This window comes from Macrococcus capreoli (assembly GCF_025628935.1).
Taxonomy (GTDB): Bacteria; Bacillota; Bacilli; order Staphylococcales; family Staphylococcaceae; genus Macrococcoides; species Macrococcoides capreoli.
Genome location: NZ_JAOTIS010000001.1, coordinates 115211 through 134417 on the forward strand (window position 1 = coordinate 115211; position 19207 = coordinate 134417).

At 34.1% G+C, this 19207-nt stretch carries 19 protein-coding genes; 16 read left to right on the forward strand and 3 right to left on the reverse strand.

The window, feature by feature from the left end; genetic code table 11:
• Positions 1-259 precede the first annotated feature (259 nt).
• Positions 260-679, reverse strand: coding sequence for a MarR family winged helix-turn-helix transcriptional regulator (locus tag OCL94_RS00605; RefSeq protein WP_262993510.1), 420 nt, complete (start codon positions 677-679; stop codon positions 260-262).
• A gap of 135 nt (positions 680-814) precedes the next feature.
• Entirely contained in the window at positions 815-1669 is an 855-nt protein-coding gene (locus OCL94_RS00610; protein WP_262993512.1) for an undecaprenyl-diphosphate phosphatase, read from the reverse strand.
• Positions 1670-1787: 118 nt separating this feature from the next.
• On the opposite strand from OCL94_RS00610, the gene OCL94_RS00615 reads away from it, so the two are divergent.
• From OCL94_RS00615 to OCL94_RS00625, 3 genes are all read left to right on the forward strand, one after another.
• Positions 1788-3377, forward strand: a complete 1590-nt coding sequence (locus tag OCL94_RS00615) for an ABC transporter ATP-binding protein/permease (RefSeq protein WP_262993514.1) — start codon at positions 1788-1790, stop codon at positions 3375-3377.
• Positions 3374-4996: an amino acid ABC transporter ATP-binding/permease protein gene (locus tag OCL94_RS00620; RefSeq protein WP_262993516.1), complete on the forward strand. Its 1623-nt coding sequence runs from the start codon at positions 3374-3376 to the stop codon at positions 4994-4996. The genes OCL94_RS00615 and OCL94_RS00620 overlap by 4 nt, the downstream gene beginning before the upstream one ends.
• Positions 4997-5122: 126 nt before the next feature.
• Complete coding sequence (locus tag OCL94_RS00625; RefSeq protein WP_262993518.1) at positions 5123-5959, forward strand: DegV family protein; 837 nt, start codon at positions 5123-5125, stop codon at positions 5957-5959.
• Between the two features lie 139 nt (positions 5960-6098).
• Here OCL94_RS00625 and OCL94_RS00630 read toward each other — a convergent pair whose 3' ends face one another.
• Positions 6099-6539, reverse strand: a complete 441-nt coding sequence (locus OCL94_RS00630; protein ID WP_262993520.1) for a MarR family winged helix-turn-helix transcriptional regulator — start codon at positions 6537-6539, stop codon at positions 6099-6101.
• 246 nt (positions 6540-6785) lie between these two features.
• On the opposite strand from OCL94_RS00630, the gene OCL94_RS00635 reads away from it, so the two are divergent.
• From OCL94_RS00635 to OCL94_RS00695, 13 genes are all read left to right on the forward strand, one after another.
• Positions 6786-7694 carry a CobW family GTP-binding protein gene (locus OCL94_RS00635; RefSeq protein WP_262993522.1) on the forward strand — a complete coding sequence of 303 codons (909 nt, stop codon included), beginning with the start codon at positions 6786-6788 and terminating at the stop codon, positions 7692-7694.
• A 9-nt stretch (positions 7695-7703) separates the two neighbouring features.
• On the forward strand, positions 7704-8582 hold the full coding sequence (locus OCL94_RS00640) for an aldo/keto reductase (protein ID WP_262993524.1): 879 nt from the start codon (positions 7704-7706) through the stop codon (positions 8580-8582).
• A gap of 156 nt (positions 8583-8738) precedes the next feature.
• Positions 8739-9503, forward strand: coding sequence for a DeoR/GlpR family DNA-binding transcription regulator (locus tag OCL94_RS00645; RefSeq protein WP_262993526.1), 765 nt, complete (start codon positions 8739-8741; stop codon positions 9501-9503).
• 11 nt (positions 9504-9514) lie between these two features.
• Positions 9515-10435, forward strand: a complete 921-nt coding sequence (pfkB, locus tag OCL94_RS00650; RefSeq protein ID WP_262993528.1) for a 1-phosphofructokinase — start codon at positions 9515-9517, stop codon at positions 10433-10435.
• A gap of 10 nt (positions 10436-10445) precedes the next feature.
• Positions 10446-12353, forward strand: coding sequence for a PTS fructose transporter subunit IIABC (locus OCL94_RS00655; protein ID WP_262993530.1), 1908 nt, complete (start codon positions 10446-10448; stop codon positions 12351-12353).
• Positions 12354-12705: 352 nt separating this feature from the next.
• Positions 12706-13482 carry an alpha/beta fold hydrolase gene (locus tag OCL94_RS00660; protein ID WP_262993532.1) on the forward strand — a complete coding sequence of 259 codons (777 nt, stop codon included), beginning with the start codon at positions 12706-12708 and terminating at the stop codon, positions 13480-13482.
• 112 nt (positions 13483-13594) lie between these two features.
• On the forward strand, positions 13595-14365 hold the full coding sequence (locus tag OCL94_RS00665; protein WP_262993534.1) for a tandem-type lipoprotein: 771 nt from the start codon (positions 13595-13597) through the stop codon (positions 14363-14365).
• A 144-nt stretch (positions 14366-14509) separates the two neighbouring features.
• Positions 14510-15283, forward strand: coding sequence for a tandem-type lipoprotein (locus tag OCL94_RS00670; RefSeq protein WP_262993536.1), 774 nt, complete (start codon positions 14510-14512; stop codon positions 15281-15283).
• A 5-nt stretch (positions 15284-15288) separates the two neighbouring features.
• Positions 15289-16683 (forward strand): hypothetical protein, encoded by a 1395-nt coding sequence (locus tag OCL94_RS00675; RefSeq protein WP_262993538.1) that lies wholly within the window; start codon positions 15289-15291, stop codon positions 16681-16683.
• Complete coding sequence (locus OCL94_RS00680) at positions 16680-17030, forward strand: hypothetical protein (protein WP_262993540.1); 351 nt, start codon at positions 16680-16682, stop codon at positions 17028-17030. Before OCL94_RS00675 ends, OCL94_RS00680 begins: the two co-directional genes overlap by 4 nt.
• Positions 17011-17268: a hypothetical protein gene (locus tag OCL94_RS00685; protein WP_262993542.1), complete on the forward strand. Its 258-nt coding sequence runs from the start codon at positions 17011-17013 to the stop codon at positions 17266-17268. Before OCL94_RS00680 ends, OCL94_RS00685 begins: the two co-directional genes overlap by 20 nt.
• A gap of 301 nt (positions 17269-17569) precedes the next feature.
• Positions 17570-18913, forward strand: coding sequence for a hemolysin family protein (locus tag OCL94_RS00690; protein ID WP_262993544.1), 1344 nt, complete (start codon positions 17570-17572; stop codon positions 18911-18913).
• Positions 18906-19205, forward strand: coding sequence for a DUF3817 domain-containing protein (locus tag OCL94_RS00695; protein WP_262993546.1), 300 nt, complete (start codon positions 18906-18908; stop codon positions 19203-19205). Before OCL94_RS00690 ends, OCL94_RS00695 begins: the two co-directional genes overlap by 8 nt.
• Positions 19206-19207 lie beyond the last annotated feature (2 nt).

Here is a 19207-nt window from a genome sequence, read left to right on the forward strand (position 1 = left end):
ACGATTGACAGACTAAACGGCCATCTCTTGCAGCCCTTTCGAAAAAAACAAAACTCAACCATAAATCGCTCTTTGATTTAGGTTGAGTTTTGTTTTTACTTAGGGCTAACCGCAAATTCGATAGCCTCACCTCTAAACGGCATCTCATGAGCAGACGCCCGTCAAACTTCAACAAATCCTTCAAAATCAAAGAGCGATTTTTCGGCTTTGTTTCCAGTTTGCATGCGTCTAACCGCTCATTCGATAGCCTCTCCGTTTATTATTCATAAGTCACGTTGTCTACGATCTTCTTAGAGTAATACATTAATTTCTTATACTCCTCAAATTCCAACTGGCTCGCTCGAAATACATCAAGTGGGATATGTCTTAATTGCTCGACGATTGCTTCACCTTCAACAGTTAATTCAACCATGACAACACGTTCATCTGTTTCACTACGATGACGTTGAATTAATCCACGTTTTTCCATCTTTTTTAAGATCGGTGTAATCGTACCCGATTGAAACGCAAGTCGTTCGCCTAAACTTAAAGACGGTATTTTCTTCTCTTCGCTCAATACCATAAGAACGAGATAATGTTGATAGCTGAGTTGTGTTTGATGCAATAAATGTCGATTATAATATCTTATTATCTCCCTTTGAACGTGGTACATTTGATAGTCAATTGATTTTTTTGGCATAGACGCTCCTTATATAAATAGGTTAAATATAAATGTAGTATATCACTTTTTCGTTCAAAAATATAATTTTATTCATAACAATGGAGTGCTTGTATGAAATAAAAATACAGCTCAAAAGATGAGCTGTACTATGCATTATATACCGTGACCGATGCCGAAGCCGTAATATAATACTGCAATAATGGCTACAAGCACTAATCGGTAAATCGCGAAAGGTATTAATTTAACACGGTTAATTAAATTTAAGAATAAACGAATCGATAATACACCGAAAATAAATGCAGCAATAAAACCAACGATATAGAAGGTGATTTGATCACTTTGAATATATTCGATATTTTTAATTAAACTTTTAGCACTCGCTGCAAGCATAATTGGCACTGCCATAATAAATGTAAAGTCACTGGCAGCTTTATGGTTCATTTTTAATAATACACCTGTTGAAATTGTAGAACCTGATCTTGAGAAACCTGGCCATAATGCTAAACATTGTGCTATACCGATCAGTAAAGCATTTTTGTAGCTGATTTCATCGACTGTTGTAGGATGAGGAACTTTTTTAGCGTAAATATCCGCTGCAATCATCAGTAACGCACCTAATGCTAATCCAATTAATACAGTAGGAACTGAAAATAAATGTTCGTCGATAAAGTCATTGAATAGTAACCCCATAATACCAGCGGGTAACAAACCGATAAATACATGTAATAAATTTAATTTTTTGCCTGATGGATGTGGCGTTTTATCTTTTTCTAAATGAAACATTTCTAAGAAACGATGACGGAAGATCCATGCCGCAGCCAAAATTGAACCGAGTTGAATGACAATCTTAAATGTATTGGCAGATTCCTGACTACCAAGAACTTGCTTTGTTTGTAACCACATATCATCGACTAAAATTTGATGTCCAGTTGACGAAACAGGCGCAAATTCTGTTAATCCTTCAACGATACCGAGTATGAGTGCTTTAATTAATTCAAAAAATTCCATGCGTGAACCACCTTTAATTTGATTTCAATACTTTAAAAAAGTATACCACATCCCATTCGGATGCACTATTTATACATGTTTCATGATAAATGCTATAATGCATACGAGGAGTGATTATGTGAAATATTTAACACAATTAACGAAACCGTATATTGGTATACATATCGTATTGTTTGTATTCAGCTTCCTATTATCGCTTGTTATTATTTTTCAAAGCTTAGAAATAGGGAAGATTATCGACTTTATGTTAACAAAGCACGAAGTAAATATATATAAGACTTTAGTCTTAATTCTTTGTATTTTATTGTCCCGTAGTGTTCTGCAATTTGCGATTAAATATACTGGACAACGATTAAGTTGCAAAGTAAAGCCTGTAATTAGAAGTCAACTCATCACGCAGCAAAGAGTGGTCGGTGCTACGATGAACTTAAGTCAGCAAGCTATTGAAGGAATGCATCCATTCTTTGCTGATTACTTGCCACAAGTTTATAAATCGACACTGATACCTTTGATGATCATTGTCTTCTTATTTCAATTCCATTATCAAACAGCTTTAATCATGTGTATAACTGCACCATTTATCCCGATATTCTATATTATTATCGGCATCAATACAGCGAAGAAAGCAACGGAACAAATGTTGTCGCTTAATCATTTTTCAAATTACTTCTTAAATGTCATGAAAGGGATTATGACAATCAAATTATTTAAGCATGAGGCACCTGCTATGCACAAGATAGCCGACTATTCTGAAGCGTATAAAGTGAACACAATGAAAATATTAAAAACTGCATTTTTATCGACGCTCATGATTGAATTTATTGCAATGTTATCTATCGGTATTATTGCTTTAGAGATAGGATTGTCGTTAATCGTATTTCAAACGATTCCGTTTTATGTGTCAGTTGTTGTACTTATGTTAGCACCAGAATTCTATAATGCATTGAAAGATTTAGGGATGGCATTCCATACAGGTAAGCAATCAAGTGGATACGGTGAACTGATTGAGCAAGCGTTGGATGAACACTCACCTGGAACAAATATCCGTTATCATGAGGCATCAACTTTCCAGTTTGAGAATGTTGCTGTGCATTATCCGGATTCACAATATACATTAAATGTCCATACAACGTTTCCGCTCAATCATTATGTTATTGCAGGTCCGAGTGGAGCAGGTAAATCGACTTTTGCGAAAGTTATTGCGAACTTGCAATATGCGAGTGGACAACTTACGATGCCACAACAGTTGAAAGACAATATCGTTTATTTGGCTCAACATCCAGTCATTATGAATACGAGTGTTATGAAGAACATTACGATGTTTCAAACGGTAAATCACGAAATGGTTTATCACTATGCGAAATTATTGAAATTACATGATTTGTTTATGTCGATGCCAGAAGGTTATGACACGATGTTAGGACAAGGAGGACGACAATTATCCGGCGGTGAAATGCGTCGTTTAATGTTATTACGTGTATTCGTTCAACCGAAAGCGCTTGTTATCTTTGATGAACCGACTGCCATGCTGGATATTGAAAGTGAACAAATCATTCATGCTGCAATTGAACAATTGAAGCAATTATGTACAGTATGGGTCATTGCACATCATCAGCAGACAATTGAAGCGGCAGAACATGTCATTATCGTTAAAGATGGGCAAGTATCCGTACGTGAGCGTGTGACGTTACAGGAGGTGTTGTCATGAAATATATTGCGCGATCTACACGAAAGTCATTAATCACCGCGATAATAATCGGTACAATAGGCGGACTTACAGCTATCGGTATGTTTAGTTTAAGTGGACTCATGCTTTCTAAAAGCGCCTTTAAAGTACCGTTATATACGTTAATGACACTTGTAGCAACAATCAAGTTATTTGGGGTGATTCGTGCGATTTGCAAATACTATGAGCGTTTAATAAGCCACGAAGCGACCTTTGAAATGTTGAAAGATGTGAGAATTGTGACAGTGAGCCGACTATTTGATAACTTTTTAGCGATTCAATCGACGTATCAGCTATCAACGTTATTAAATCGAACGGTTAATGATATTGAGAAGATGCAGAATTTATTATTACGTGTGATTTATCCTCCAATCATCGCAATGGTTACAACAATGATTGTCGCTTTTGTTTACGCACAATTTAGTTTATATGCCGTAATTGTATTTGTATGTGCTATCGTATTACTAACATTAGTATTACCAATGATTGTTTCGCGCTATATGAAGCGCATTGTCAACAACAAGCAAGAGGCCGTACAACAGTTTGAAGCGCAATTAATGGACTACCAATTATCATATGAAGCGATAAAAGTGTTTGATACAAAGCAAAATTATTACAAGCAGTTATTGAAACGTCAAAGTGCTATGGAGCGCATGATTGATAAAGAGCATCACATCATTATATTCTATGATTTTATGCTAAATACGATTGCGATGGTTGCAATATTTTTAGTGATCTGTGTCATGAGGGTTGATCCGACACTCAATACAATGATGTATTTAAGTATGGTGATGGTCGCGATTACGCTTTTTGAAATGAGCGTCCCAATGATTCATTATCCTTATCATAAAAATGAAACGGATGCATCGATTCAACATATTGATGCATTAAATAAGACAATACACTATGATGCAATAAATCAAGCGCCGCAATCTATCACATTAAATGATGTATCAGTAGATCATCGATTAAACAATATTAATATGACGATTCAGCAAGGACAAATTATCGGTATAACCGGTCAAAGTGGCGCCGGTAAAACGACACTGATAAGAACGATACTCGGATTAGAAAAGATATCGGGGACATATCAATTGAACGGTGCGTTAGTAGAAACACCCGCTCATTTATTAGAAATGTTTAATGTAATGTCACAGGAAAATCACTTCATCAATGGAACGGTGGCTGACAATATGATGACTGAAGTGGATGACGCTACGCTAAATCAATGGTTAAAGCATTTTAACCTCCCATTTAACAGTAAGAGTGAAATACAATCGTTTGGGGAAAATTTATCAGGCGGTGAAAAGCAACGTTTACACTTTATTCGCATGATATTAAGAGATAAGCCGATCTGGATATTGGATGAGCCCTTTAACGGCGTTGATCGTGAGAATGCGACTGTAATGTTAAATTATTTGAAGGAGCTACAACATCATACGATTATTATCGTGTCGCATGATTTATCCGTCTTTGAAATATGTGATACGTTGTATTTAATAGAAAAAGGGCAAATTATCGAACAAGGTAATGCAACTTTATTACGTTCGCCCGATGCGCAATTGTATCACCTTTTACAAAAACAATTGTTATCAATATAAAGTGTTATTTTAAAATATTGTCCATCAAACCTTTGATTTATACGATAATTTTCACAAAATTATTATTTATATTAAACGTTATTTTGAATTTGTGATAAAATAATATTAAATTAGAGGAGGTACACGATGAATAAAATAGCATGGGTAACAGATACGGCATCTGGCTGTATTATCGGTGAGAAAGATGTGTTTGTAGTACCAATGGGTGTTATCTTAAATGAACAACATTATAAAGACCAGGCTGAATTATCAGTCGAAGCATTCTATGATTTATTAAAAGAATATGGTGATGGAGCGAAGACAACGCAGCCAAACTTCCAGGAGATTCATGATGTATACGCTGAAATTGAGCGACTAGGATATACGCATGTCATCGCAATTCATCCATCAAGCAAATTAACGGGATCATTTCAAAGTTCGGTCATCGCGAGTCAGGAAGTTAACGTGACGAGTGCAGTAATCGATAGTAAGATTGGTAGTTATCCAATGAAGGCGATGATTGAGGCGGGGAAAGCAATGAACGCTGAAGGGCAGTCGTTTGATACGATTGTAGAGACGCTGAAAGGATATGCGGAAGATGCAGTATTAATCTTAAATCCGAAAAATTTAAATCAAATGAAAAAAAGTGGCCGTGTATCAAAAACACAAAGCTTTATGGCAGGATTGCTGAATATTCATTTAGTACTTCAATTTGAAGATGGCAGTATTTATCCGATAGATAAAGTGAGAACGAAGAAGAAAGTCATTGATGCTGTGAAGCACCATGTTGAGAAAAACATTGCAGCATTTAAACCGCAGGAAATATGTGTCGTGTATGGAGGCGACGCGTCTGAGGCGGATATTTATGTTGAATGGTTAAAAGCAACATATCCGGACATCAATATCGTAAGTGAAATATTAGTACCAGTTGCCGGCGTCCATTTAGGTTATGGAACGATTGGTATTGCATGGATAAAGCAATAATGTAGGCGGACTACTCACAGCTAATCCCAATCGCATCTTTCCAGATAAAAAACCGAACATACTATAAATCAAAGACGATTTAATAGTATGTTCGGTTTTTCTTTGAGGTGGAATAAATTATACCAGCTTCATTGTTGTGTTATGATTCATTTTCACTTAAACTTTGAATGAGCTTATTTAATAATTTACCGAATTCTGCATATTCAGCATCAGTAAATTGAGAAGCGTCCCTTAATATACTCGTTGCGTCTGAGAGTTCGGGTTGAATCGCTTTACTTTTTTCAGTAAGATGAACAAAGACTTCCCTTTGATCTAAATCAGAACGTACGCGCGTAATCAGTCCGTTTGTTTCCATACGCTTCAGTAAAGGTGAAATGGTGCCGGTATCAAGAGATAATTCGGTAACTAATTTTTTTACATTAACGGGTGATGATGCCCAGAGTGTTTGAAGGACTAAATATTGAGGGTAGGTTAGGTTATGTTGTTTAAATATTTTGTTAGTATAGTATCGGTTAACTTGTCTTTGAGCGTTATATAAGCTAAAACAAAGCTGATTGTCTAGCTTGAAGTAATCTGTCATTTTGTGCCTCCTAAGTATGTATGCAAAACAGCTATCATGGTGTTTATGTATACATCTATTTACTAGTATACTCTATAAATGCGAAATAACCTAATCTGTTCTTAAATACCTTATTACATTTACAAACATTTTTCAAGTAATTTTATAATCATTTTGAATATAAAGTGTCAATATATTCAAAAATATGCTACTGTATTCACATCAATACGACATTATATTACGATTATGAACTTTGGAGATGAAGAGATGAACGAACAAGAAAAGATGCAAATATTAATTATTAGTGGTTTCTTAGGTAGTGGGAAGACGACATTATTAAGCCATATTATAAAAGAAAATGAAAACCGCAAAATCGCAATCTTAATGAACGAACTCGGTGGCTTTAATGTGGACTCTAAAATTTTAGGTGAAGATACACCATACAATGAATTGTTAAATGGTTGTATTTGTTGTGATTTAAAGAGTGATGTTGCGATTCAAATAAATGACTTATATCATCGCCACCACCCGGAATTAATTATTATAGAAGCGACAGGTGTTGCGCATCCTGTTGAAATATATGATGCATGTACTGATCCATCGGTTACTAAAATTGCGACCGTCCAAAATATTACAACGATATTAGACTGTTCAAGATTTTTGAACCGCAAACAATACTCACAAACGACGCAACGATTAATGGAAGAACAAGTTAAATATGCGCATATTGTAGTATTAAACAAAATTGATTTAATCAGTGATGCAGAAAAGCTTGAAGTTGTTGAAACGGTCACGGCACTTAATCCGAAAGGTAAATTAATCGAAACGACGTACTGTACGTTACCGGCTGATGCATTATCGTTATATGGTGATTGTATCGATGAACATGTTCACTTACATCACGGTATTCAATCTGTTGTTTATGAATTTAAAGGTGCTATTGATGCCCGACAATTTGTTGCCTGGTTACAACGTTTACCTGAAAGTGTACTCCGTGTGAAAGGCTTTATTAAATTTAGAGAAAATCCAGAACAAGTGGTATTATTTCAATATGCATATGGCATACCACAATATGAAGAAGAAATGATGAACTTACCATTAAAGTTAGTTATTATCGGTGAATCATTAAATAAGCAACAATTATTAAATCAACTTGATTTATTACAATTTGGATAGGAGCGGATAATGATGCATTCTGTAGAAATGTCGAAAGTGGTACAAGGATTTTGGCGATTAAATACGTGGCAATACTCTAAAGCTGAGCTTAATCGCTATTTGCATGAACTGATTGATTTAGGTGTAACGACAATGGATCACGCAGATATTTATGGAGATTATACATGTGAAAGTATATTTGGCGATGCGTTAAGTTTAACGCCGGCTTTGAGAAAGCAGATGCAAATCGTTACGAAATGTGGGATTGTATTACGTTCAAAGACGATGCCGCAGTTTGATTTTCATAAATACGATTATAGTAAAGCGCATATTGAAGCATCAGTAGAAAGAAGTTTAAAGATGTTACAAGTTGATTCAATCGATTTATTGTTATTGCACCGCCCGTCGCCGCTTTTAGATACAGAAGTTGTAGCGGATACGTTAAAAGGATTGCAACAAAAAGGGGTTGTGCAACAATTTGGTGTATCTAACTTTAAAGCGCATCAGTTTGATGCATTGAATCAAGCGATGCAGCGTGTCGGTTTAGACTTAAAGTACAATCAAGTGGAGCTGTCACCACTAACGATAGAAAATATTGAAGATGGTACGTTAAATCATATGAAGACAAACGCAGTAGATATTATGGCATGGAGCCCGTTAGCAGGTGGCGATCTATTTAAAACGGGTAAAGTACAAACGGTATTAAATGCAATTGCGCATCAATATGATACTTCAGTAGATGATATTGCCTATCGCTTCATCAATCATTTACCTTATCAGATTCATCCGATTGTCGGTTCGAAAAATATTGAACGCACAAAAGTTGCCCTATCATCACTTGATAAGTATTTGACCGATAATGAATGGTTTATGATTTATACAGCAGCATTAGGTAGAGATATACTTTAGCGTAATAACGCATGTTGAAACTTCTTCAGCATGCGTTATTTTATATTAATTATTATTTATTTTTATGACCGTTTTATGACGATTTTCAAAATAAATAAAAAAACTTGAACGTTTTTGACTGAAAACGATTGACTTTGATGGCTGGAAGTCATATTATTGGGGTGTAATCAAGGAGTGATGATGGTGCTAACGATAAAGCGACACGAAACAATCTTAAACTTACTAGATGCACATGATGTGATTTCATTGCAACTATTAATGGATGTCACCGCGAGCAGTGAGTCTACAATACGTAGAGATTTATCAACGCTTGAAAAGGAAGGTAAACTTATTCGCGTTCATGGTGGTGCGAAAAAAATTACAGAAAAGCATCGTGATATTGCCTTTGCAATAAAGTCAACGACAAAAGTAGAAGAGAAAAATGAGATGGCGAAAATTGCTGCATTACAAATTAAAGATCATGATTGTATTTATTTAGATGCAGGGAGTTCAACGCTTGCGATGATTCCATATTTAATGCAACATCATATTACGGTTGTGACGAATGGTGCAACGCATGTTCCTAAACTTGTGGATAAAGGGATTGAAGTGTATATGATTGGTGGCTTTATTAAGACGGATACATATGCATCTATCGGTGTACAGGCGATTGAGAACTTGAAACAATTCCGATTTGATAAAGCGTTCATGGGTGCAAATGGTATTCATGAAACATATGGTTTAACAACACCAGATATTGAAGAAGCTTATATTAAACAAATAGCAGTGAATTGTGCGCAGAAATCATATTTCTTACTCGATGATTCTAAGTTTGAGGAATACACTTTCGCTAAGATTTGTGATCTTGAGCAAGATAAGACGATCATCATTACAAATAGTAAAAATGATAAAACGAAGCCATTTGAAAAATACTTGTTATAAAGGAGTCGCATATGATTTATACAATTACTTTAAACCCATCGATTGACTATGTGATGTTTACAGACCAATTAGATTTAGGTGCATTGAATCGTGCAACAGTAACGCATAAATTTGCAGGTGGTAAAGGTATCAATGTATCACGCGTATTAAATGCATTAAGTGAAACGTCAACAGCGTTAGGATTTATTGGTGGCTTTCCTGGAGATTTCATTAAGTCTTCATTAGAAGCATCTAGTATTCATACAGACTTTATTCGTGTCGATGAAGATACACGAATTAATGTGAAGTTAAAAGGTGGCAATGAAACAGAAATAAATGCACCAGGACCGACTATTCAGGCAGCACAAATAGATGCATTACTGAACCAGATTAAAGCATTAACACAAGATGATTTCGTCATTATTGCTGGTTCTGTACCGAAATCAATGCCGGACGATATATATGCAACGATTGCATCAATTTGTGCAACACAAAAGATTCCATTTGTCGTTGATGCGGAAAAAGAATTACTGACACAAACTTTACCGTTTCATCCTGAATTCGTTAAACCGAATAAAGTAGAACTAGAAGAAATGTTTAATGTCACGATAAACAATGATCAGGATACGATTGCAGCAGCGCGTCAACTGATGGCACTGGGTGCAAAGAACGTGCTCGTTTCTTTAGGTGGAGAAGGTGCGATTCTCGTTACCGAAACAGATTGCTATAAAGCGGTTGTACCTAATGGGAAAGTCATAAATACAGTTGGATCAGGTGACTCAACAGTTGCCGGCATGGTTGCAGGACTTGAACAACACAAATCAATCGAAGCATGCTTTAAACAGGCAGTATCATGCGGGACAGCAACAGCTTTTACTGAAGATTTAGCAACAAGCGCACAAATCGCTGAAATTATAAATAACGTAACAATAACTAAAATAGAAGGAAAATAGGGGTGTAATCATGAGAATAACAGATTTATTAAAAGAATCTACAATTGCAATGGATTTAACAGCAACGACAAAAGAGGGTGTCATTGATGAATTAGTGGATACATTGTTTAATGCGGGTGTATTAAACGATAAACAAGCGTATAAAGAAGCAATTCATGCACGTGAAGCACAGAGTACTACTGGCGTAGGTGAAGGTGTAGCGATACCGCACGCGAAGACGGATGCAGTAGCAAAGCCGGCGATTGGTTTCGGGAAATCAATTGCAGGTGTGGATTATGAATCATTAGACGGACAACCCGCAACTTTATTCTTTATGATTGCTGCACCAGCTGGTGGGGCACAAACACATTTAGATGCATTAGCGAAATTATCAGGCATTCTAATGAATGAAGAAGTGCGTGCACAATTGTTACACGCGAAGACAGTGGAAGAAGTCATTGAAATTATTGAGCAAAATGATGAAGTAGAAACGAAAGAAGAAGTTGTACTGGCACCGACAGGGGATGCTTCAGATGATAATTTAGTGCTAGCTGTTACTGCATGTCCTACAGGGATTGCACATACGTATATGGCAGCAGATGCACTTAAAAATCAAGCGAAGAAAATGGGCGTACCAATTAAAGTTGAAACGAACGGTTCTGGTGGTGTTAAAAATCGTTTAACTGATGAAGAAATTAAACGTGCGAAAGGGATTATCGTTGCAGCTGACGTGAACGTTGAAACAAATCGTTTCCATGGTAAAAATGTCATTATGGTACCTGTTGCAGATGGGATTAAACGACCAGAAGAATTAATCAATATGGCACAAGACACTTCAAGACCATTATTTGAAGCTAAAGGTGGCGCAGTGAAATCATCTGGCAGCAAAGAGAAAAAAGGATTCTATAAACATTTAATGTCAGGTGTATCGAACATGTTGCCGTTTGTAATTGCAGGTGGTATCTTAATCGCTTTAAGTTTCTTCTGGGGAATTAAATCAGCAGATCCAAAACATGAAACGTTTAATGCATTTGCTGCATTATTGAAAAATGATATAGGTGGCAACGCGTTTACTTTAATGATTCCAATTTTAGCTGGTTTTATTGCAATGAGTATTGCTGATCGTCCAGGTTTAGCACCAGGTATGGTTGGAGGTATGATGGCGGCAAGTGGTGGTTCAGGTTTCCTTGGAGCTTTAGTTGCAGGATTTATGGCAGGTTATTTAATGTTATTACTCAAAAAATCATTTGAGTGGTTACCACAATCACTTGATGGAATAAAACCAACACTTATTTATCCAGTATTTGGTGTATTATTTACAGGATTGTTAATGAATTTTGTTGTTAACCCACCAACAAAGTGGCTAAACGAAGCTATGACAAATGGATTGAATGGATTAAGTGGAACAAACATTATTTTATTAGGTTTAGTATTAGGTGGTATGATGGCAATTGATATGGGTGGACCTTTTAATAAAGCTGCTTATACATTTGGTTTAGCAGCTCTAGGTGCAGGAAATAATGCTCCAATTACAGCAGCAATGATTGGTGGTATGGTTCCACCATTAGCCATTGCATTATCAATGATTATCTTTAAAAATAAATTTACTACAGTACAACGAGGTTCAATCGTTTCTAATATTGCCATGGGTCTATCATTCATTACAGAAGGAGCAATTCCATTCGCAGCAGCTGATCCAGCACGCGTTATTCCGTCAATGATCGCAGGTAGTGCAACAGCAGGTGCTTTAGCGATGGCATTTGGTTGTCGCGTACCAGCGCCACATGGTGGTATCTTCGTCGTTGGATTAGATAAAGGTCACTGGCCAATGTTCTTACTTGCATTAGCGATTGGTGTAGTTGTATCAGCAGTAATTTATGGTTTACTTAAGAAGAAACCAACTGAAGCAGAGCTTTCAGAAGAAGCTGAATTAGCATAATTCTATCGTATATCAGTAGATTTAAAAGAAGGTATGATTCATGTCATATCTTCTTTTTTTATGCGTATATAGTTTGATTTGCGATTACTCGTATGGGTGAGCGATAAACACTAGTTATCGCTTACTTGCATGCCTAATAACAACATAGAAACATCCGCTTAAAATATAAATGTCTTTTTTATGTCCGCATAATAAAATATTTCTCGGGAAATTGTACTTTCATGCAAGTTGAATATAACTATTTTATGGTATAATATTTTGAAATTAGGGTATATACATTACTGTATATTAAAATAAAATAAATACTTAAAAATGAAGTTTACGAGCAATATTAAAAGAACGGATGATTATTATGTTATATTATAAAACTTATTTAAAAGATGAAAATGCACCATGGATTACCTTTATTCATGGAGCTGGTGGGAGTTCGACAATTTGGTTTAAACAGATTCGTTATTTCCGAAAAGATTTCAACATACTACTTGTTGATTTAAGAGGACATGGGAAATCGACAGAGGTTATCTGGAAGAAAGATGATTCATTTAAGACACTTGCTGCTGAAGTCATTGAAGTATTAGATGAACTTCATATTGAGAAGACACATATTATAGGTATGAGTTTAGGGACGATTGTATCTCAAACTATCGCCAATCGATATCCAGAGCGTGTAACATCACTTGTATTAGGTGGTGCGATTATTTCTCTGGACATTCGCACAAAATTTTTATTAATGATAGGGCGTTTGACGAAGAATTTCATTCCATTCATGTTGTTATATAAACTATTTGCATGGATTATTATGCCGAAGAAAGCACATGAAGAGTCACGTCTTGCGTTTATCAATGAAGCGAAGAAGATGAGTCAAAAGCAGTTTGTAAAGTGGTTTAGTTTAACGAAATTGATTAATCCTTATTTAAGTCATTTGCAAGTTGCGACGAAGACAATTCCGACTTTATTTATTATGGGGGAAGAGGACTATTTGTTTATTCCACCTGTTGAGAAAGTTGTGAAAGAGAATGGGAACTTTAGCCTTGAAGTGATTAAAGATTCTGGTCATGTTTGTAATATTGATCAGCCAGATCGATTTAATGATTTGAGTAAGGCATTTATTAGCGTTCATTCTGTATAAGTATTAAAACCTTTAAAGACATGTATAATATACTAGTTTTTAAAGGTTTTTTTTATAAATATATGTATATTATAAACAGTTATTCTACTTTTTATAGGAATGAGGTTGAAATATGTTAATACATAATAAGAAGATACTTCTGATGAGTGGGCTATTGGTGATGTTAATATCAGGATGTTCAACTGACTCAAATCAAAAAGAGAAAGATGAAGGAAATATTGAGCAAAAGGTTGAACAACATTTTGAGAAACATCTATCAGTATTTCCGACTAAAAACATTGAAGATTTTTACGATAAAGAAGGATTCCGTGATGATCAGTTTGAAAAGAACGATAAAGGTATGTGGGTGTTAATATCAGACATAACCAAGGAAACCCCTGATTATAACGTATTACAAGTAGAAGGTGTAGTTCTGTACATGTATAGAAATAAAAAAGAAGTGAGTGGATTCTATCATATTGATGAATTTAATGATAATCCTGGTCATAAAAGAAAAAAATATGCAATAAAAATTCTAAATAACAAACTAGTGTTGAGTGAAGCAGCACCGAATGATATTAGAAAAAAAGTAGAAAAATTTAGGTTTCTAGTGCAGGATGAAAAAATTGTTTTATTATCTAAATTTGAAAGAGTTAATACTCATTATAACGGGAATGTGCCTTCGTATAATTCAGAATATAAGTTAGAAAAAATGCATCCTATAAATAAATGGATTCAAAAACAATACAATATCAACCCGAAAGCAGCCAGAATATATTTAGATGGTATGGGGGACTTAGATGGAAATAGTGTAGGATATGTAAGATTTCATGTAAATTACAATAACCCAGATAAGCCAATGTTAAGGTTTAGAGAAAGTGTTTCATACCAACCAACGAAATAGGATTTTGTGAGGACATTTTTTTGAATATCAAATTCATAAAATTGAAAATTGGAAAAAATATATTGTTATGACTTTTTATTTCGAATAATTAATTTTAAAATATAAATAAAGTATTTTCCAAAATTACTAGAAACGAGGTTTTTAATGATGTTCCAAATAAAAAAATTAATGATAATGGGGGTTATGACAACAATGATAATTTCAGGATGCTCATCTGACTCAAATCAAAAAGAAAAAGGTGAAAGCAATATTGAGCAAAAGGTTGAACAACATTTTGAAAAACATCTATCAGTATATCCAACTAAAAACATAGAAGATTTTTACGATAAAGAAGGATTCCGTGACGATCAGTTTGAAAAGAACGATAAAGGTATGTGGGTGTTAATATCAGACATAGCACACGAGACAAAGGATAAAGAAGTAATGCATGTTGAAGGCATAGCTTTGTATATATATAGGAATACAAAAGAAATTAAAGGATACTATTTTATTAATGAAATTAATAATAATCTAGAAAATTCAGAATCACAATATCCACTTACAGTAAAGAATAACAAATTATTGTTAACTAAGATTGCACCTGCAGAAATAAAAAATAAAATTGATAAATTTAGATTCCTGGTACAGGATGAAAAAATAGGATCTTTATCTAAATTTGAAAGAGTTAATACTCATTATAACGGGAATGTGCCTTCGTATAACTCAGAATATAAGTTAGAAAAAATGCATCCTATAAATAAATGGATTCAAAATCAATATAATATTAATCAAAAACAAGCCAAATTATATTTAAATGGAATGGGTGACTTAAATGGTAATAGTGTTGGCTATGTAAAATTTAATGTACATTACAATAACTTAAATGAACCAATGTTAAGGTTTAGAGAAAGTATTTCTTACCAACCAACGAAGGAATGATAGAAATGGAAAATATAAATATTAATAAAGAAATAAATGTGAATAGTGAAAGTACTAGTACAGTTTCATCAGTTAGTTATGATGTCGAAAATTATCTTTACTCAAATCCAAATAATAATAAAAAAACTTTGTCAGAAAGTTTTTTGGATTTAGAAAGAGAAAATAAGTTCCCCCAAAACCTCGAATTCATCGATGCTTTCTTAGACAAAGACCATAGTATGAGTGCGTCAGCTTTTCTTGATAAGAATACAGGCAAAGTAATTGTAGGATTTAGTGGTACAAATTTTGGGTCAGGAACGTTGCATGGTTTACAAGATGTTTTAGCTGACAAAAATATAGGGACGAACATTAAAAGTGCTTATCACCCTCACAACAGAAATATGCAAAATTTTATAGACGGCATCAAAAAAAATTATCAAATTAGCACATTTACTGGTCATTCACTAGGCGGTCATAATGCAGTGATATTTGGGCTTAGAAATCACATTGATGACATCGTCGTATATAACTCAGCGCCGATTTATAACAATGCAACTTTATTACTTCCATTTGATATCATAACTACCGATGAACATCATTTAAATTTAAATCAAAAAAGTGAAGACGAAAAATTAAAAGTGATGCGAGAGGAAATGGTTTCTTACATCCCTTTTGTTTATCGTACATTAAACAAAATTGAGTATTTAAAAATACAGAAAGATTATGTTACCTATAACGGCAAAATCACATGGTTCGTTTCAGACAAAGATGAACTTAATATGGTGAATCAATTTACATTTAGTAAGTATATGGGTAAAAAAATTGTAATACCAAATGGTAAGGGACATAGTATGTCTTACTTTTTAGAAAATGATGCCCAATCAATCATCAAGAATAGTAGAGTAAACTATAAGGAAGTAAATTATCAATTTAGCAGTATAAAAAAATACATAAATCATTCTAGCAAAGCATTAAAAAATATTTTAAACTTGGCTGTTCAAATTCAAAGTACAAACGGACATTTATCAAGTCAACAAAAAATAGTGTTAGAAAAAATATCTTCACTTGTCATTCTTGAGGATTATCGCTCAATCACTTCGGAGATGATTTCTGTTTACAAAGCAGAATATGACGAGAGTAAAGAAAAATTTAAGGTATTATGGGAAAATGGCATTTATAGTGCTGAACTATTAGGTGATGAGCTTTCGGAAAGCGAACGTTATTCTGCTTTAGCTGATGGTGGAGTGACAAAGGAAATATTTATTGATAGACCGTTCGATAATATTGATGAAAAAATGAATAAACTTCATCAATTTGAAAAAGAATGTAATACCTTAATTGATAAAATAAAGCATAGTATCGAAAAATTAATTGAAAAAGATGATGAGTTATCTTCGTTATTTGGGGTGTATATAAATTGAATTATCAAACTCAATACAAAATAGAGCAATTAGAAGATGAACATAAATTAGAAATAAAAAAATTACAGGATGAAATTGATTGGTTATTTGAGCAGAAACGACGTATCGTAAGAGAGAACCAACAAACATACGATAAAGCGCAATATTTACGTTCAAAAAATTTATTACATTCAGAGTGTCAAAACAAATTAATAAATATTCTTGATGAATATAAAAATGAAAGTGACTATGTACTAAATGCCAGAATAAATGAATTGGAATGGAAAATAGAAGATTGTAAAAGTGATTTCAGAAGAAAGTACGATCAATTGTTGGAGGAGGATTACTATGCACAGTCTATTGAGTGAATTAAAGAAGAATCAACAAAAAAATATCATAATAAACTTAGTGTGTGAAAATCAAATGTATAATTTAAATAAATTATTATTTAGTGTACAAACTTTTGAAAATAAAAAATCAGATGAATTTATAAACGATACAAAAAAGTTTATTTCGAATTTTGAAGATAAGTCAGAAGGTAAATGGGTGCATAGCGCCATAAATGATGTTGAAAATCTAATGCATAAATTCGAAGCAATATTCTAATTTGAAAATATATCATAACAAAATAGTAGATGCAAAATAATATTCTTTCGTATATCCTCTCACGTTTAATCCAATGATTCTCTATTCCAAATTTATAATATTTAAATACACTGTAATATTAATACACGCAAATTTATGATAAAATATTTATTAATCTACCGAGGAGGTGACTACTGTTGGGAAGGTCATAAATTGTACTTATATTCATTTAAACTTTAAATTTAACGAAACAATAATCAAGTGTGACTTACGTAGTCACCAAACATATTCCGGAGGTGAATCCCTAGTAATAGGGAATTAATTGGACATACAAACCATATCAAGTTTATTATTATTTGCATTATTAATCATGTTAACCGCATTATTTGTAGGATCAGAATTTAGTTTAGTAAAGGTACGAACATCACGCATCGATCAGTTAGTAAGTGAAGGCAACAGTACTGCAAAGATTGTTCAAAATATGATCAATCATCTGGACTATTATTTATCAGCATGTCAGCTCGGGATTACAGTAACCGCTTTAGGATTAGGTTGGATTGGTGAATCGACATTCGCATCAGTTATTCATCCTGTCTTACATTTATTCAACATTCCTACCGATATGAGTAAACCGATTACTGTCGGACTAAGTTTCTTTATCGTAACGTTTATTCACGTAGTATTAGGTGAACTTGCTCCGAAATCACTGGCAATTCAATATGCTGAGAAAATGACGTTAGCCTTTGCACGCCCTTTATATTTCTTTGGCTTTATTATGAAACCGTTAATTTGGGCAATGAATGGCACAGCGCGCTTAATCTTACGCATCTTTGGTGTTCAACCTGCTGATCATGATCAGGCAATGAGTGAAGAAGAGTTAAAGATTATTATGACGCAAAGTTATCAAAGTGGTGAAATTAACCATACGGAACTTGCGTATATGCAAAATATATTTAGTTTTGATGAACGTTTAGCGAAAGATATTATGGTACCGCGTACGCAAATGATTACTTTAACGCAACCGTTTAATATCGATGAATTGCTAGAAGTCATAAACGAACATCAGTTTACACGTTATCCAATTTCTGAGGATGGTGATAAAGACCATATTATCGGTTTTATCAACGTGAAAGAATTTTTAACGAAATATGCTTCAGGCGATCCTGTTCGTATTAAAGATCACATTCATGATCTGCCGTTAATCCACGAAGTGACACGTATTAGTGACGCATTAATTAAGATGCAACGTGAACGTGTCCATATCGCACTCGTTATTGATGAGTACGGTGGAACTGCAGGTATATTAACGATGGAAGATATATTAGAAGAAATCGTCGGTGAAATTCGTGATGAATTTGACGATGATGAAGTGAATGATATTATTAAGACGGGTGACAACACGTACCAAATCAACGGTCGTGTATTATTAGATGATATTGAAGAGAAATTCGGTATTGTATTTGAAGATGCTGAAGACATCGATACAATTGGTGGTTGGATGCAGGCACAAAATCCGGATATCGATAAAGATGATTATGTTGATACGAAATATGATAAATGGGTTGTACTCGACGCTGAAAATCATCAAATTAAAGCAGTAGCATTACATAAAGAGTTTAATGCCTCTCGTAGTGCGATGGATAATGAGGATGACAAAGATGAATAATCAAACATTAAAGAGTGTATTTCGCTTTTTCGGATTTTTAGAAGGTGGATCATTATTATTACTTCTTGGCATTGCGATGCCATTAAAGTACTTTGCAGGTAAACCGGAAGTCGTAACTGTGATTGGTTCAGTGCATGGATTCTTATTTACTGTGTATGTGATTACTTTAATCATGGTAACGTTAAAAGTGAAATGGCCGATAAAATGGCCAGCACTAGGTTTACTCGTAGCATTTATACCATTTGGTACTTTTATTTATGACCACTATTTCGTACGTTCTAAATATTATTAAAG

Excerpts from the sequence above, each read along its gene's own strand:
- OCL94_RS00605 (WP_262993510.1), bottom strand. The coding sequence starts at position 679 with ATGCCAAAAAAATCAATTGACTATCAAATGTACCACGTTCAAAGGGAG.
- OCL94_RS00610 (WP_262993512.1), bottom strand. The coding sequence starts at position 1,669 with ATGGAATTTTTTGAATTAATTAAAGCACTCATACTCGGTATCGTTGAA.
- OCL94_RS00620 (WP_262993516.1), top strand. The coding sequence starts at position 3,374 with ATGAAATATATTGCGCGATCTACACGAAAGTCATTAATCACCGCGATA.
- OCL94_RS00625 (WP_262993518.1), top strand. The coding sequence starts at position 5,123 with ATGAATAAAATAGCATGGGTAACAGATACGGCATCTGGCTGTATTATC.
- OCL94_RS00630 (WP_262993520.1), bottom strand. The coding sequence starts at position 6,539 with ATGACAGATTACTTCAAGCTAGACAATCAGCTTTGTTTTAGCTTATAT.
- OCL94_RS00635 (WP_262993522.1), top strand. The coding sequence starts at position 6,786 with ATGAACGAACAAGAAAAGATGCAAATATTAATTATTAGTGGTTTCTTA.
- OCL94_RS00640 (WP_262993524.1), top strand. The coding sequence starts at position 7,704 with ATGATGCATTCTGTAGAAATGTCGAAAGTGGTACAAGGATTTTGGCGA.
- pfkB (WP_262993528.1), top strand. The coding sequence starts at position 9,515 with ATGATTTATACAATTACTTTAAACCCATCGATTGACTATGTGATGTTT.
- OCL94_RS00655 (WP_262993530.1), top strand. The coding sequence starts at position 10,446 with ATGAGAATAACAGATTTATTAAAAGAATCTACAATTGCAATGGATTTA.
- OCL94_RS00660 (WP_262993532.1), top strand. The coding sequence starts at position 12,706 with ATGTTATATTATAAAACTTATTTAAAAGATGAAAATGCACCATGGATT.
- OCL94_RS00665 (WP_262993534.1), top strand. The coding sequence starts at position 13,595 with ATGTTAATACATAATAAGAAGATACTTCTGATGAGTGGGCTATTGGTG.
- OCL94_RS00670 (WP_262993536.1), top strand. The coding sequence starts at position 14,510 with ATGATGTTCCAAATAAAAAAATTAATGATAATGGGGGTTATGACAACA.
- OCL94_RS00675 (WP_262993538.1), top strand. The coding sequence starts at position 15,289 with ATGGAAAATATAAATATTAATAAAGAAATAAATGTGAATAGTGAAAGT.
- OCL94_RS00685 (WP_262993542.1), top strand. The coding sequence starts at position 17,011 with ATGCACAGTCTATTGAGTGAATTAAAGAAGAATCAACAAAAAAATATC.
- OCL94_RS00695 (WP_262993546.1), top strand. The coding sequence starts at position 18,906 with ATGAATAATCAAACATTAAAGAGTGTATTTCGCTTTTTCGGATTTTTA.